The sequence below is a fragment of the Isoalcanivorax pacificus W11-5 genome, from assembly GCF_000299335.2.
Classification (GTDB): Bacteria; Pseudomonadota; Gammaproteobacteria; order Pseudomonadales; family Alcanivoracaceae; genus Isoalcanivorax; species Isoalcanivorax pacificus.
This window is the reverse complement of record NZ_CP004387.1, coordinates 1,480,209-1,495,440: the sequence shown is the minus strand read 5'-3', so window position 1 is coordinate 1,495,440 and position 15,232 is coordinate 1,480,209. Positions and strand designations below refer to the sequence as shown.

15 protein-coding genes are annotated in these 15,232 nt (G+C 62.8%); all 15 read right to left on the bottom strand.

Translation table 11 applies throughout. From position 1 onward, the window contains the following. Nucleotides 1–80: 80 nt before the first annotated feature. On the bottom strand, nt 81–1,235 hold the full coding sequence (locus S7S_RS06700; protein WP_008738940.1) for an acyl-CoA dehydrogenase family protein: 1,155 nt from the start codon (nt 1,233–1,235) through the stop codon (nt 81–83). 44 nt (nt 1,236–1,279) lie between these two features. Further along, nucleotides 1,280–2,458: a thiolase gene (locus S7S_RS06695; RefSeq protein ID WP_008738941.1), complete on the bottom strand. Its 1,179-nt coding sequence runs from the start codon at nt 2,456–2,458 to the stop codon at nt 1,280–1,282. Then, complete coding sequence (locus S7S_RS06690; RefSeq protein WP_008738942.1) at nt 2,455–2,844, bottom strand: Zn-ribbon domain-containing OB-fold protein; 390 nt, start codon at nt 2,842–2,844, stop codon at nt 2,455–2,457. Before S7S_RS06690 ends, S7S_RS06695 begins: the two co-directional genes overlap by 4 nt. A gap of 14 nt (nt 2,845–2,858) precedes the next feature. Next, on the bottom strand, nt 2,859–3,776 hold the full coding sequence (locus S7S_RS06685) for an SDR family NAD(P)-dependent oxidoreductase (RefSeq protein WP_035205485.1): 918 nt from the start codon (nt 3,774–3,776) through the stop codon (nt 2,859–2,861). 20 nt (nt 3,777–3,796) lie between these two features. After that, entirely contained in the window at nt 3,797–4,579 is a 783-nt protein-coding gene (locus S7S_RS06680) for an enoyl-CoA hydratase/isomerase family protein (protein WP_008738944.1), read from the bottom strand. A 7-nt stretch (nt 4,580–4,586) separates the two neighbouring features. Continuing rightward, the gene (locus S7S_RS06675) at nt 4,587–5,420 is read right to left on the bottom strand and encodes an SDR family oxidoreductase (RefSeq protein ID WP_008738945.1); all 834 of its coding nucleotides are present in this window, start codon (nt 5,418–5,420) and stop codon (nt 4,587–4,589) included. Between the two features lie 13 nt (nt 5,421–5,433). Beyond that, entirely contained in the window at nt 5,434–6,411 is a 978-nt protein-coding gene (locus S7S_RS06670) for a Bug family tripartite tricarboxylate transporter substrate binding protein (protein ID WP_008738946.1), read from the bottom strand. A 41-nt stretch (nt 6,412–6,452) separates the two neighbouring features. Further along, nucleotides 6,453–8,132 carry a long-chain-fatty-acid--CoA ligase gene (locus tag S7S_RS06665; protein ID WP_008738947.1) on the bottom strand — a complete coding sequence of 560 codons (1,680 nt, stop codon included), beginning with the start codon at nt 8,130–8,132 and terminating at the stop codon, nt 6,453–6,455. A gap of 66 nt (nt 8,133–8,198) precedes the next feature. Next, entirely contained in the window at nt 8,199–9,359 is a 1,161-nt protein-coding gene (locus tag S7S_RS06660; protein ID WP_008738948.1) for an acyl-CoA dehydrogenase family protein, read from the bottom strand. Nucleotides 9,360–9,367: 8 nt separating this feature from the next. Next, complete coding sequence (locus S7S_RS06655; protein WP_008738951.1) at nt 9,368–10,189, bottom strand: SDR family NAD(P)-dependent oxidoreductase; 822 nt, start codon at nt 10,187–10,189, stop codon at nt 9,368–9,370. A gap of 15 nt (nt 10,190–10,204) precedes the next feature. After that, on the bottom strand, nt 10,205–10,627 hold the full coding sequence (locus S7S_RS06650) for a MaoC family dehydratase (RefSeq protein ID WP_008738954.1): 423 nt from the start codon (nt 10,625–10,627) through the stop codon (nt 10,205–10,207). A 17-nt stretch (nt 10,628–10,644) separates the two neighbouring features. Continuing rightward, nucleotides 10,645–11,088, bottom strand: a complete 444-nt coding sequence (locus S7S_RS06645; protein ID WP_008738956.1) for a MaoC family dehydratase N-terminal domain-containing protein — start codon at nt 11,086–11,088, stop codon at nt 10,645–10,647. 13 nt (nt 11,089–11,101) lie between these two features. Beyond that, complete coding sequence (locus S7S_RS06640; protein ID WP_008738958.1) at nt 11,102–12,292, bottom strand: lipid-transfer protein; 1,191 nt, start codon at nt 12,290–12,292, stop codon at nt 11,102–11,104. A 232-nt stretch (nt 12,293–12,524) separates the two neighbouring features. Beyond that, a complete protein-coding gene (locus tag S7S_RS06635) occupies nt 12,525–13,571 on the bottom strand; it encodes an AraC family transcriptional regulator (RefSeq protein ID WP_035205488.1) in 1,047 nt (348 codons plus the stop codon). A gap of 130 nt (nt 13,572–13,701) precedes the next feature. Continuing rightward, nucleotides 13,702–15,228 (bottom strand): tripartite tricarboxylate transporter permease, encoded by a 1,527-nt coding sequence (locus S7S_RS06630; RefSeq protein WP_238582961.1) that lies wholly within the window; start codon nt 15,226–15,228, stop codon nt 13,702–13,704. Nucleotides 15,229–15,232: the final 4 nt, after the last annotated feature.

Sequence of the window (15,232 nt, the reverse complement as noted above, 5' to 3'; positions counted from 1 at the left end):
CGCGGCAGGACCGCGGGTCTTTTTTGCTCTTATGAGTACAACGGGGACGCCCCGCCCGGACGGGCGGGGCCGGCAGTGCATCAGGCCGTCGCTGCGCGCACCATGTTGCGGGCAATCACGATCTGCTGGATTTGCGTGGTGCCTTCGTAGATACGGAACAGGCGCACATCACGATACAGGCGTTCGATACCGTACTCGGACATATAACCGGCGCCGCCAAAAATCTGCACGGCGCGATCTGCGACGCGGCCACACATTTCCGAGGCAAACATCTTGCAGCAGGCCGCCTCGGTGCTGATTTCCTCGCCGTTGTCACGGCGGCGGGCCGCATCAAGAATCATGCATTTTGCCGCATAGATTTCGGCCTTGCTGTCGGCCAGCATGGCCTGCACCAGCTGGAAATCGGCAATGCGCTGGCCAAACTGCTTGCGCTCGATGGCGTAGTTCAGCGCGTCTTCCAGCATGCGCTCGGCCACACCGACGCACACCGCGCCGATATGGATACGGCCTTTGTCGAGCACCTTCATGGCGGTCTTGAAACCACGGCCTTCTTTCAGGCCAATGATGTTCGAGGCCGGCACACGGCAGTCCTCAAAGATCACGTCGCAGGTGTGCGCCCCGCGCTGGCCCATTTTCTTGTCTTTCTTGCCGAGGCTGATGCCCGGCGTTTTCGCATCGACGATAAAGGCGCTGATACCACCGGCACCCTTGTCCTCCGGGTTAGTCCGCGCCATCAGCGTGAACACACCTGCGTGCGGTGCGTTGGTGATAAACCGCTTGGTGCCGTTGATCACATAGTCATCACCATCGCGTACTGCGCTGGTGCGGATCGACGCCGCATCAGAGCCGGAGCCCGGCTCGGTCAGCGCGAACGAGGCAATCACCTCGCCGGTGGCCAGGCGCGGCAGCCAGTCGGCTTTCTGTTCATCGGTGCCGTCCATCAGGATGCCCTGCGAACCGATCCCGACAGTAGTGCCGATCAGCGAGCGAAACACCGGCGATGCCTTGCACAGCTCGATCATCACCAGGCTTTCTTCTTCCATGGTCAGGCCCAGACCGCCGAATTCCTCCGGCACGGTCAGGCCGAACAGGCCGATGTCGCGCATCTTCCTGACGATATGTTCGGGAATGGCATCGGTGTCCGAGACTTCTTCCTCGCTCGGGATCAGGTCCTCGCGCACGAAACTGGTCACGGTATCGAGGAACGCGGTCATCATTTCCTGGTCGCGGATCATGCTGTGTCTCCTGCATGCCCCGGCACGCGCCGGGGCGCATCATGTTAAAGAGTCTCGGCGGTACCGAGGATAGCGGTGGACTGGCTCGACAGGGTACCGCCATTGCCGTGGGCAAGCGCCGTCTGCACGCCGGCTACCTGACGGTCGCCGCATTCACCGCGCAACTGGCGCACGGCCTCGATCAGCGCAAAGATGCCGTACATGCCCGGATGGCCCCAGGACAGGCCACCGCCGTTGGTATTCACCGGCAGGCGGCCGCCCGGTGCGATGGCGCCGTTGGCCACAAAGGCACCGCCCTCGCCTTTCTTGCAGAACCCGAGGTCTTCCAGGAACAGAATCGTGTTGATGGTGAAGGCGTCATAAAGCTGCGCGACCTGGATGTCTGCCGGAGTCATCCCCGCCATGGCAAAGGCAGCGCGGCCAGAGTCCACCGTCGCGGTGGTGGTCACATCGTGCATCGAAGAAATCTGGCGGTTCCAGCAGGCGGTCCCGTTGCCGAGCAGATACACCGGCTTCTGCGGCATGTCCTTCGCGCGGTCTGCGCGCACCAGCACATAGGCGCCGCCGCCGTCGGTCACCAGGCAGCAGTCGCGCACGGTCAGCGGGTCGGAGATCATGCGCGCATTGAGTACATCCGCAATCGACAGCGGGTCGCGGTCATAGGCGGTCGGATTGAGCTGTGCCCATTTGCGCGCGGCCACCGCCACTTCCGCCAGTTGCTCGCGTGTGGTGCCGAATTCATGCATGTGCCGCGACGCTGACAGCGCGTAGGCAGACGGCGGCAGCATCGGCTCATAGGGATGCTCATACGGCTGCGGATCAAGCATGCGACGGGTCTTGCTGATCTCGCGACGGTTCATCGTCGAGGAACGCTGCGCGCTGCCATAGCAGACCAGCACCGCGTTGCACTGGCCGCTTTGCAGCGCCAGCATGGCAGGCATCAGGTGGGCGATAAAACTGGAGCCGCCGAGCATGGTGCCGTCGATAAAGGTCGGGCGGATGCCCAGATGCTCGATGACCGGCATCGGCCACATCGGCGCGCTGACACTGGCGGTGCAGAGGCCGTCGATGTCCTGCATGGTCAGGCCGGCTTCCGCCACGGCCTGCTTGGCAGCACCGGCCAGCAGCTCCATGTCGCTGAAGCCCGGCGTCTTGCCGCAACCGAAGGTGCCGACACCGGCGATCGCCACGCTGCCGCGCAGTGCTTTCAGGTTCTGACTCATCGGGCATCTCCTTCAGCGCGGTCGAACAGTAGCACAGCGCGCTCATCCTGTTTTGCCACACGGGCCTTGACCCGCAGGCCAATCGTGACCTCCGCCGGGTCCACGCCCTCGACGCGGCTCATCAGGCGAACGCCTTCGTCCAGATCAATCAGCGACACGTTGTAGTCGCCGCCGGCCTCGGCCGCGCGGCGCACGGTGGTCACCGCGTACACGGTGCCCAGGCCAACAGGGGCCACCCAGCCCAGCGCGTCGGCCCCGCAATGCGGGCACAGTTCGCGCGGGAAGAACACATGGCGCTTGCATTCGCCGCATTGCTGGATGACGAATTCACCGCCGTCCAGTTTTTGTTGCCAGGCGATCTCGATGCCCGTGGTTTGCTCAGTCATGGTTGCCTCTCTCGTCACACCGGGTCCCAGCAGAACACGTCGCCGGACCGTTCCAGGTCAAAGAACGAGGCTTCCAGCGCCGGCAATGCATGTTCCAGCACGGTTTCCGGCGTCCAGCCTTCGCTGCGGTGCACGGAGCGCACCGGGCGCGGCTGGCTCATCAGGATGATTTCGTTGTTACGCACGGCGAAGATCTGGCCGTTGACCTTGCTGGCGTCGCTCATCAGCGTGACGGCCAGCGGTGCGATCTTGGCCGGCGTCATCTGCTTGAAGCGCTCCACGCGCTGTTTCTCTTCCGGGGTCTCCGCCGGCACCGAACCGGTCATGCGGCTCCAGGCAAACGGCGCGATGCAGTTGGAGCGCACATTGAACTTCTGCATGTCCAGCGCGATGGATTTCGACAGCGCGGCAATGCCGAGCTTGGCGGCGGAATAGTTGGCCTGGCCGTAGTTGCCGATCAGCCCGGAGGTGGACGTCATGTGCACATAGGCACCGGATTCCTGCGCTTTAAAATGCGGCGCGGCAGCGCGGCTGACGTAATAGCCACCGTACAGGTGAACGCGAATGACAGCGTCCCATTCCTGGTCGGACATCTTGTGAAAAAAGCGGTCGCGCAGGATACCGGCGTTGTTGACGATACCGTCGATGCGGCCGAAAGTGTCCAGCGCAGCGGTCACGATCTGCTGCGCAGTGTGCGGCTCGGAGACGCTGTCGGTGCTGGCCACCGCCTCACCCCCGGCGGCGCGAATTTCATCCACCACCTGTTGTGCCGGGCCGGCGTCCAGGCCATCACCGGACAGCGAGGCGCCAATATCGTTGACCACCACTTTTGCGCCCTGGGCGGCGGCCGACAGCGCGATGTCACGGCCGATGCCGCCACCGGCACCGGTCACCACCACTACTTTTCCTTCCAGCAAAGCTGCATTTGACATGACGGAGTACCTTTACGTCGTTATTCGGGCCAGTTGAACATCGGCGGCTGTTTGTTCAGAAAACGGCTGATGGCTTCGTGGTGGTAATCACACCCGAACACCAGCGCCTGCGACATGGCCTCGATATCCAGCATGGTGTTCATGTCGCTGATGGAGGACGCCGTCACCGCGCGCTTGATCAGCGACACGGCCAGCGGCGAGGCGCCGGCGAAGCTTTCAGCCAGCGTCCGGGCGCGCGCCTGTAAGGTTTCCACCGGCACGATCTCGTTGACGATACCCAGCGACTGGGCCTCCTCGGCCTTCACTTCGCGCGCGGACAGCATCAGTTCCTTTGCACGGCGTGGGCCGACGATACGCGGCAGGGTGTAGAAGGCGCCGAGGTCGGGAATGGCACCCACTTTCATGAACGACATGCAGAACCGGGCCCGTGGCGTGGCAATGATGAAATCCGCCGCCAGCGCCAGGCTGAAGCCGGCGCCGTAGGCCGGGCCATCGACCGCTGCAATCACGGGCTTGTCCAGTGCCAGGAGGTCTTTCAGCCAGTTGTGCAGGTCGGCCATGCGGTTGCGCCAGCCCTGATTATCCAGCCCGGCGCTGCCGATGCCTTTCAGGTCACCGCCGGCACAGAAGGCATCACCGGCCCCGGTAATGATCAGCGCATGGACGTTGCGGTCGTCGCGCAACTGCGTGACGACGTCACGCAGTTCGTTGCGCATCACTTCGTTCAGGGCGTTGCGGCGCTCGGGCCGGTTCAGCTCCAGCAGCGCAACGCCGTTGTCCACGGAATAGCGTGTGGCTTCCATAGGTCCCTCACTGTGCCCGCGCGCGCTGCGAAGCGGCGTAGGCGTCGGTGTAGTCACGGCCGCCGAGCAGCGAGCTGCCGCCGTCCACGGTCAATACTGCGCCGGTGACAAAACTGGCCAGCGGTGAACACAGCACGGTGGCCATGTTGGCGATCTCGTCGGTGTTACCCAGGCGTCGCAGCGGAACGGTCTGTTCCATGACCTTCAGCGCCTCCGCTGACGGTGCCAGGCGGCGCAGGCCTTCCGTGTCACCAATCGGCCCCGGCACCAGCGAATTGATACGGATACCCTCCGCGCCCCACTCCATCGCCAGCACACGGGTGAGCATGTCGATACCGGCCTTGGCCGCACAGACGTGTGCCTGGTAGGGAGTTGGATTGAACGCCTGCGGTGCAGAGATATTGAGCACCGCCGCACCCGGTTTGCGCAGGAACTCGTGCGCGCCGCGCAGCACATGGAAGGTGCCGTTGAGATCAATGTCGATCACGGTACGGAAACCGTTGGCCGACATGCCGGCGGCCGGTGCCAGAAAATTGCCGGCAGCACCGGAGATCAGCACGTCAATCGGGCCGAATGTCTCATGTGCCGTGGCCAGCGCGGCACGGATCGCCTCGGCGTCGCGCACGTCGGCACTCAGCCCGAGGGCCTCGGCGCCCAAAGCGCGCAGGCCGGCGGCGGCCGCTTCGATACGTTCTTTCGTGCGGCTGACCAGCACCACCCTGGCGCCCTGGCGGGCAAATGCCTCGCCGATCGCCAGGTTAATGCCGCTCCCGCCGCCGGCAATGAAAACATGCTTGCCGGAGAAATCCAGGGCAGCAGCCAGGTTGCTTGCGTTGCTCATAATGGTTGCCTGCTTATTCGATTTTGATGCCGGTCTGGCGAATCACGCTGGTCCAGACCTTGAGGTCGCTGTCGACAGTGTCGGCGAAGCCATCGCGGTCGCTGCCCACCGGACGCAGACCAAAGCCACGGATCACGTCAGCCATTTCCTCGGTGGCGATGATGCGCGCAATCTCCGCAGACAGTGTGTCGAGAATGTCATCCGGCACACCGCTCGGTGCGAACATGCCGAACCAGCCATACGGCTCGAAACCGGTCAGGCCCAGTTCTTTCAGAGTCGGCACCTCGGGCACCAGGTCGGAACGTTCCACACCGCTGACAGCAATGACATTGAAACGGTCGGAGTCCATGTGCGGACGAATCGAACCGGCATCGACGATGCCCAGGCTCAGGCGCTCGCCCAGCACATCAGTCATCAGCGGTGCAGAGCCACGGTACGGCACATGCACCAGGTCAAGGCCGGTCTGCTGCTTGAGCAGTTCGCCGTGGATATGGGCCGAGGTGCCGTTGCCGTAGGAGCCGTAACTGTGCTGACCCGGCTCGGCCTTCACGCGCGCAACGAATTCCTCGAACGTGGTCACGTTCATCGATTTCGGCACCACCAGCAGGTTCTGGGAACGGGCCACTTCGTTCAGCGGTTCAAAGTCATCGTCCACATCGAACGGCAACGTGGCATACAGCGCTGGCAACTGCGTCATGGCGGTGATGCCCATCAGCAGCGTGTAGCCGTCCTTGCGCCCACGGGCCACGATATTGGCGCCGGTGATACCGCTGGCACCCGGCCGGTTATCGACGATCACGGACTCACCCCAGGCATCCGACAGCCCCTGGGCAATCTGCCGCGCCAGCGTGTCGGTGGCGCCACCGGCCGGGTACGGCACGACGATGCGGATGGTGCGCTCCGGGTATTCGGCCAGGGTCTGGCCGGAAAGGCCCAGCAGGGTGACGGCCATCAGGCCGGCGAAAAATCTGTTCAGGGATCTCAAGATCATGACAGGTACTCCCGATTTGTTTTTATGTAGCGAGGCAGTGTTCAACTGCCGGTCTTGTGGTCGGCGCGGGCCTGTTCTTCCTGCAGCTCGCGCCAGAGAATCTTGCCGGTGGCGGAGCGCGGCAGACTGCTGCGGAACTCCACCTGACGCGGCGCCTTGTACACGGCCATCCGTTCCCGCGCCCAGCCGATGATGTCCTGCTCGGTGACGCTGCCGCGCCGGCCGGGCTTGAGCACCACGATGGCTTTCACCGCTTCGCCGCTGCGCCGGTCCGGCACACTGACGATGCAGGCTTCCTGGATGTCGGGGTTGTCGTACATGGCGTTTTCCACTTCCGCCGGCCAGACCTTGTAGCCGGACACGCTGATCATCCGCTTGAGGCGATCACGCATGAAGAAATAGCCGTCCTCGTCCACCGAGGCGAGGTCCCCGGTGCGGAAGAAACGCCTGCCGTCGCGTTCGATAAACGCTTCACGGTTGGCCTGCTCGTTGTTCCAGTAGCCGACCATCACCTGGTCGCCACTGGTGATCAGTTCGCCCACTTCACCGTCGGGCAGTTCTTCCAGGGTGTCCGGGTCCACCACCCGGGAATCCACACCGAAGGCGGGCACACCCAGGCACTGCGGCTTGCCCCGATGCACCGGGTTGCCGTGCAGGAATGCCGCCGTCTCGGTCAGGCCGTAGGCTTCATTGAAGTAAATGCCGTATTTGTCACGCAGCATCAGCGAGATCGCTTCCGGCATCGCGGCGCCGCCGCCTGCCAGCAGCGCCAGGCTGGACAGGTCGTAGCCTTCCTGCGCCGGATTGGAGAAGAAATCCACCAGCATGGCCGGCGTCGCCGACCAGAAACTGACCCGGTATTTCTCGATCAGCCGCGCCGCTGCGGCTTCATCCCAGCGCGGCAGCATGACCACGGTGGCGCCGAGCAGGATCGGCAGGTTCATGCCGTTCTGCATCCCGAGCAGATGGAACAGTGGCGCCACGGACAGGAACACGGTTTCCGCGTGCAGCCCGCGCCAGATGGCCGAGCCGTAGATGGCTGCCATCAGGGTGCGGTGATTGTGGACACAGCCTTTTGGCTGGCCGGTGGTGCCGGAGGTGTACGGCAGGATGCTCATCTGCTCTGCACCAAACGGCGCCGGCGATGCCGGGCAACGTGCGGCCAGCATGTCCTGCCAGTGCGTCACCACCGGGTCGTTGATGTCGCGACGCGGCATCATCACCCAGTCAGGAATGGCAAATTCACAGTCGTCGCCGATGTAATCGGAATAGGTGTGGATGATCAGTTGCCCCAGCAGCCCCTCGTCCACCAGCGGGCGGGCGCGCTCGTACATTTCCTGGCCCAGCAGCGCCACGCGGGCGCCGCTGTCTTCTACAAAGTAGCGCAGCTCCGGTGCCGTGCTCATGGCATTCACCGGCACCACCGCCGCGCCCAGTTTCAGCACAGCATAGTAGGCAATGAAAAATTGCGGGCAGTTCTGGCTGAACAGCACCACGCGGTCGCCCCGGGCGACACCGCAATGCTGTTGCAGGTAGCCGGCCAGATAACCGACTTCCTGTTCAAAGCGACCATAGGTCAGGACACCGTCGTAATAGATGACCGCCGGCCGTGCCGGGTAACGCGCCGCGGCGTCCTCGAGGTTACGACACAGTGTCGTCGCCGGCACCTGCAGCGTCTTCGGCTGCCCTTTCGGCCAGAAACGGTAGTGTGCGTTGCCCATATCCACTCCTGCTTCTTCTACTTATCCGCCGGCGGCAGATGCCGCCGGCGCTGTGTTGTCACGCGGTCAGGCCTGGTCCAGCGAACGGGCCACAAGCTCTTTCATGATTTCATTGGACCCCCCGTAGATGCGGCCGACGCGGGCATCGGTGTACATCCGGGCAATCGGGTATTCCAGCATGTAGCCGTAGCCCCCGTGCAGTTGCAGGCATTCGTCGATCACCTGGCAGTTGGTCTCGGTGACCCACCACTTGGCCATCGCCGCCGTGGCCACATCCAGCTCGCCACGCAGGGCCTTGCCGATGCAGTCGTCAACAAACACCCGGGCCGCCGTGGCGCGGGTCTTGCACTCGGCCAGTGTGAAGCGGGTATTCTGCATGTCCATCAGACGTTTGCCGAACACCTTGCGCGCCTGCACATAGGCCACCGTCTCTGCGACGGCACGCTCCATCACGGCCACCGCACCGACGGCGATCAGCAGGCGCTCGCGCGGCAGCTCTTTCATCAGCTGCGGAAAGCCCTTGCCTTCCTCGTCGCCAAGCAGGTTGCTCACCGGCACCCGCACGTCATCAAAGAACAGCTCGGCAGTATCCTGGCCGCGCTGGCCGATCTTCTCCAGCAACTTGCCACGGCGGAAACCCGGCAGGTCCTTCGTTTCCACCATCACCAGCGAGATACCCCGGGCGCCCGGCGCCTGGGTATCGGTCTTCGCCACCACGCACACCAGGTCGGCATGGTAGCCGTTGGTGATAAAGGTCTTGGAGCCGTTGATCACATATTCATCGCCGTCGCGGCGGGCGGTGGTACGGACCGCTTGCAGGTCCGACCCGGTGCCCGGCTCGCTCATGGCGATCGCCGCCACCATCTCGCCGGAGGCCATCTTCGGCAGCCACTGCTGCCTCTGCGCCTCGGTGCCGTGGTTGAGAATGTAGTGCGCCACAATGGCGCTGTGCACATTCAGGCTGAAGCTGCTGACCAGGGCTCTGGACTGCTCGGTGCAGATCACCACCTCGTGAGCGAACGTGCCGCCGGCGCCACCGTATTCTTGTGGAATACTGGCGCACAGCAGCCCGTACTGCCCGAGCATGTTCCAGACTTCGCGGTCAGTCCGTTTCTGACTGACCCAGCGCTCCTCAAGGGGCGCAAATTCATTTTCGAAGACCTTGCGGGTGGCATCCCGGAAAATCAGCAGGTCTTCGTCCATCCAGGCGTGCTTGATATCGCTCATCTCGCGCCTCAGGGACGGCCGCCGCCACAGATCAGTGACTGGCCGCTCACATAGTTGGATTCAGGAATGCAGAACAGGTATACGGCGCCGGCGGCTTCTTCCGGCGTGCCGGCCCGGCCCAGCGGGATCGAGGCTTCGGCGGCCTTCAGGTTGGCGGCCTTGACGCCAACGCGGATCTGCCGGCCTTCAATATCCACGGTCTTTTCTTCTTCCGTCGCCTGGGTCAGGCGGGTGCTGATCAGCGCGTAGGCCACGCTGTTCACGTTCACTTTGTAGCGGCCCCACTCTTTCGCCAGCGTCCTGGTCAGGCCGACGATGCCGGCCTTGGCGGCGGAATAGTTGCTCTGGCCGGCATTGCCCATCAGCCCGGAAATCGAGGAAATGTTCACCACTTTACGGAACACTTCGCGGCCTTCCCCGGCTTCTTTCTTGGCCTGCTCGCGGATGTAACCAGAGGCGGCACGCAGAATGCGAAACGGTGCAGTCAGGTGCACATCGATGATCGCCTGCCACTGTTCGTCGGTCATTTTCTGGATCACGTTGTCCCAGGTAAAACCGGCATTGTTGACGATGATGTCCAGGCCACCGAGCTCGTTCACGGCCGTATTGACGAAACGGTCGGCGAAATCGGCGTCCGTGACACTGCCGACACAGGCAACAGCCTTGCCGCCGGCGCGGATGATATCCGCCACGGTCTCTTCCGCCGGGGCGGCGTCCAGGTCGTTCACCACCACGGCCGCGCCTTCGCTGGCCAGCTTCAGTGCGATCTCGCGGCCAATGCCACGGCCGGAACCGGATACGATCGCCACTTTACCTTGCAACTTGCTCATTGAATTTCTCTCCCGTCAGCCCGGAAAGCCGATCACGGCTTCACCCTTCAGCTTGATTTCGTCGTTCTGGTTCTTCGTGGCCAGCACCAGCTTCAGGCGGCGCTCGCCGTTGTGTTCGAATTTCTCCACCACTTCGCCCGTGCAGGTAATTGCATCACCCACATGGGTGATGGCGACAAAGCGCACGCTGTATTCGCGCAACTGATGCTGTGGCACCCAGTCGGTGAGCAAACGGCCCAGAAAGGCCATCGACAGCATGCCGTGGGCAAACACATCGGGCATGCCGGCGCCTTTGGCAAAGTCGATATCCACATGGATCGGGTTGTGGTCGCCGGAGGCGCCGCAGTACAGCGCCAGGTCGAGCCGGCTGATCGGCCGGGTGGCCAGCACCGGCAGTGCATCGCCGACGTTCAGGCTGTCGTAGTTGATTGCTGTCATGTCGCTTCTCCGCCGCCTCAGCCGTTGCGTACCACCGTGACGCAGCGCAGCTCCGCCACCAGTTCATCGCGCCGGTTGGTGACGCGCGTATCACGCACCACGAATTCCAGCGCCCCGCCCTTCTTGGCGTAGATATCCGCCACTGTCGGGGTAAATGTCAGCCGGTCGCCGACGTAGGCCGGCGCGTGATAGACGAACTGCTGTTCGCCATGCAGGACACGGCCGATGTCGATATTGAGCATTTCCCGCAGCGCAGCCGGGTTCGGTGATTCCATTTCCAGGCAGAACAGGAACGTCGGCGGCACCGGGATGCCGTCGAAGCCGGCGGCACGGGCCGCCTGTTCATCCAGATAGACCGGATCGGCCTGGCCAATCGCCTTGGCGAAGAAACGCAGCCGGCCGGCTTCCACATCGGCACTGAAGGCGGGCAGTGCCGCGCCAATGAAAGAGGTATCTATCACGCTCGTCTCCTGCTCAGCCTTTGCTGGACTGATACAGCGTCACCACGCAGGCGCCGCCGAGACCCAGGTTGTGTTGCAGCGCCACGCGGGCGCCTTCCACCTGGCGTTTGTCAGCGGTGCCACGCAGTTGCCAGACCAGCTCGGTACATTGCGCCAGGCCCGTGGCGCCCAGCGGGTGCCCTTTCGACAACAGGCCGCCGGACGGGTTGGTGACCACGCGACCACCGTAGGTATTGTCGCCGTCGAGAATGAATTTCTCGGCGGTGCCCTCCGGGGTCAGGCCCAGGCCTTCGTAGGTGATCAGTTCGTTGGCGGTAAAGCAGTCGTGCAGCTCGACGACTTTCACCTCTTCCGGGCCAACGCCGGCTTTCTCGTACACTTCTTTGGCGGCAGCGGCCGTCATGTCATAGCCGACCACGCGACGCATATCGTCGCTGTTGAACGTCGATTCAAAATCCGTGGTCATCGACTGCGCTGCAATCACTACGTCCATGTTCAGACCATGGCGCTTGGCGAACGCTTCTGAGCAGACAATGGCGGCAGCCGCGCCGCAGGTTGGCGGGCAGCACTGGAAGCGCGTCAGCGGATCAAAGATCATCGGCGCGCTCATGATTTCTTCCAGCGAAAGCTGCTGGCGGAAAACAGCGTAAGGGTTGTTGGCAGCATGCTGGCGCGCCTTAACAGAAATGCGGCCAAAGGTTTCCGCCTTGGTGCCGAAACGCTTCATGTGTTCGCGGCCTGCGCCACCAAAAAACTGCGCGGCACGCGGTGCCTGGCTGTCGTAGCCCTGCAATTGAGTCATCGCCTCCTGGAACCGCGCCACTGGCGACGGACGATCATCATAGGCGCCTTTCAGCGCGCCCGGATTCATCTGCTCGAAGCCCAGTGCCAGCGCGCATTCGACCTGACCGCTTTCCACTGCCTGGCGGGCCAGGAACAACGCAGACGAACCGGACGAGCAGTTGTTGTTCAGGTTGAAAACCGGGATGCCGGTCAGGCCCGCACCGTACACGGCGGCCTGGCCGCTGGTGGAATCACCGTAGACGTAACCGACATAGGCCTGTTGCACCTTGTCGTAATCCAGGCCGGCGTCTTTCAGGGCAATGCGCGCCGCCTGCTCACCCATGATGTGATAAGGATCGCTGGCACCGGGCTTGGTGAACGGGATCATGCCGACACCGGCAACGTAGACTTTACGACTCAAGGGACTCTCCTCCGTACCTGTGCGGCACTGTGCTGACCTGAACCGGATCAGAAACCGGAAGCTGTCTTGTCAGGTCCGTTATTGTTCGATCATGGGTATAGAGTGGCGCCGGGGGCTATCGTCAACAATGGCGCATTCGGTCAAATGCATTGGCGAAAGCTGCCAGAAGAACAACGCATGGCGGCAGGCGGTGAGAGGTTTGGTCGCCGGCCCGGTTCGGCCGGCGTGGTGGTCAGAAAAATTCTTCTTCGCGCAGGCGGCGGCTGCGGTACTCGCCGGGCGGCAGCCCGGTCCATTTCTTGAAGGCACGGTGGAAGGTACTGGGTTCGGAAAAACCCACCATGGCGGCGATGTCCACCAGCGAAAGTTCCGGCTGGCTCAACAGTTCAATCGCCGCATCACAGCGCAGGCTGTCTTTCAGCGATTGATAGGTCTGCCCTTCGTTGCGCAGGCGACGGCGCAGGGTTTGCGGGGTGATGCCGAAGATCGACCCGACCTCTTCCAGCGTCGGCATTTCGCCGCTCAGGTGACGGCGCAACAAACGGCGAATCCGTTCCGTGAGGCTGGTCTGGTCACGGTATTTCACCAGCAGGCTGGCCGGCGCCTGATGCAGAAAATCCCGCACGCTCATCGCGTTCTGCACCACCGGCAGTTCCAGCCAGCGCGCTTCGAAATCAAAACCCAGCACGCCTTCTTCGTACAGGACCGGCGCCTGGAACAGCATTTTCACATAGGCATCGCGGTCGCGCTCTGAAGGCAGGTAATACACGTTCAGCAGCGGCAGCCGCCGTGCCACCAGCCAGGAGGCCATGCCCATGGCAAAAAAGATGAACACGCGCTCGGCATAGTTGCCCATCGTTTCCGGCGGGCCACGGTGACAGATACGCACCCGTGCCACGCCCTTCTGTACCGACAGCCGCGCGACAAAATCATCGATCATCATGTGATAGAACGAGAAACCCTCGCGGATTGCTTCACCGAGGCTGCCGCACTGCACCAGGTTCTTGCACATGTGCGAAAAGGCGCCGATGCGCACCGGCTGGCTGCACAGGCCAAAGAATTCATCACGCATGTGAAAGCGCATGGCGCGGATCAGCCGCGCATACTGACGTTGCGACACCCGGGACAACGGTGATTCCAGCAGCGCCGGCGAGATATCCGCGCGCAACAGGATGTCGCGAATATCCACGCCCTGCTGGCGCGCACCCAACAGGATTTCGTTGACCTGATAGATCGGGATGGTGTGATGTGTGGTGGTGTTTTCCAGTTCCACTGACATGGCCTGACCCGATAGCTGAAACGACATCACCCTGGCATATCACCGGGGCCGGCAATGCCGGCCCCGGTGCGGGTGAACCGATAATCTGATAATGCCCGCTCCGGCAGCAGCGGGCAATTTCATTCTGCCATCAGACGCTGCCACCACTGGCCGCCAGCGCCCGCTGGCGCTTGCGGGCACGCATCTGCCGCAGCAGCGTGAAACCGGCAAAGGCCATCAGCCCTGCAGTGACGATCAGGAAGATCGCACTCAACGGACGGTCCATGAAGGCACCGAATTCGCCGCGCGAAAGCAGCATGCTGCGGCGGAAGTGTTCCTCCAGCAGCGGGCCCAGCACAAAACCCAGCAGCAACGGCGCGGTCGGATAGCGCATCATGTTCATCAGGTAGCCGAGCAGGCCGAAGGCCAGCGCGACATAGATGTCAAACACGCTGTTGCGGGCGCTGTAGACACCGATGCAGATGAATACCAGGATGGCGGGGTACAGCACATGGTAGGGAATTTTCAGCATCCGCACCCACAGGCCGTTGAGCGGAATGTTCAGCACCAGCAGCAGGATGTTGCCGATCCAGAAACTCATGATCAGGCCCCAGAACATTTCCGGGTATTCGGTCATGAACAGCGGGCCGGGCACGATACCGTGGATCATCATGGCACCCAGCATCAGCGCCATCACCGCATCACCGGGAATACCCAGGCTCAGGGTGGGAATGAAGCCGGCCTGTACTGCCGCGTTGTTGGCGGCCTCCGGTGCGGTAATGCCTTCGATGGCGCCCTTGCCGAATTTCGACGGCTCGCGGGAGACTTTCTTTTCCAGCAGGTAGGCCATGAACGCGGACAACACCGGCCCGATGCCCGGCAGGGCACCGATGGCGGAGCCCACCACTGAACCGCGCCCCGCCGGCCCCCAGAAGCGACGCCACTCCTCGCGGCTCGGGAACATGGAACGCAGCGTCACCTTGCCGATGACGCCACGCTCGCCGGGACCCCGGCCGATGTTGGTGACGATCTCCGAAATACCGAACAGGCCCATGGCGATGGCCACCAGATTGACGCCGTCACTCAGGCCCTGCAGGCCAAAGGTGAAGCGATACTGGCCACTGGTCACGTCCGTGCCCGCAATGCCGATGGTGACACCCAGCACCACTGCCGCCAGCCCTTTCATGGGCGAACCGCTGGACAGCGTCGAGGCTGCAATCAACCCCATCAGCATGACCGCGAAATATTCATAGGAACTGAAATTCAGCGCCGCTTCCGCAATCATCGGCGCAAAGCCCATCACGATGACAATCGCAAACGAACTGCCGATAAAGGACGCGATGGCGGTGACGAACAGCGCCACACCGGCCTTGCCGTTCTGCGCCATCGGGTAGCCGTCCAGGCAGGTCACCGCATTGGTGATGCTGCCGGGCAGGTTGAGCAGAATGGAAGCAGTGGAACCGCCGTACTGGGAACCGTAGAAAATACCGGCCAGCATGATCAGGGCATAGGTCGGATCAAGGTGGTAGGTCATCGGCAGCGCCAGCGAAATGGCCGCCATGGCGCCCACCCCCGGCAGCACACCGACAAAGGTGCCGACGGTGACACCGATAAAACAGAACAGCAACGCTTCCGGCGTCACCGCCGTGGCCAGACCAAGGCCGAAATTGGACAACATTTCC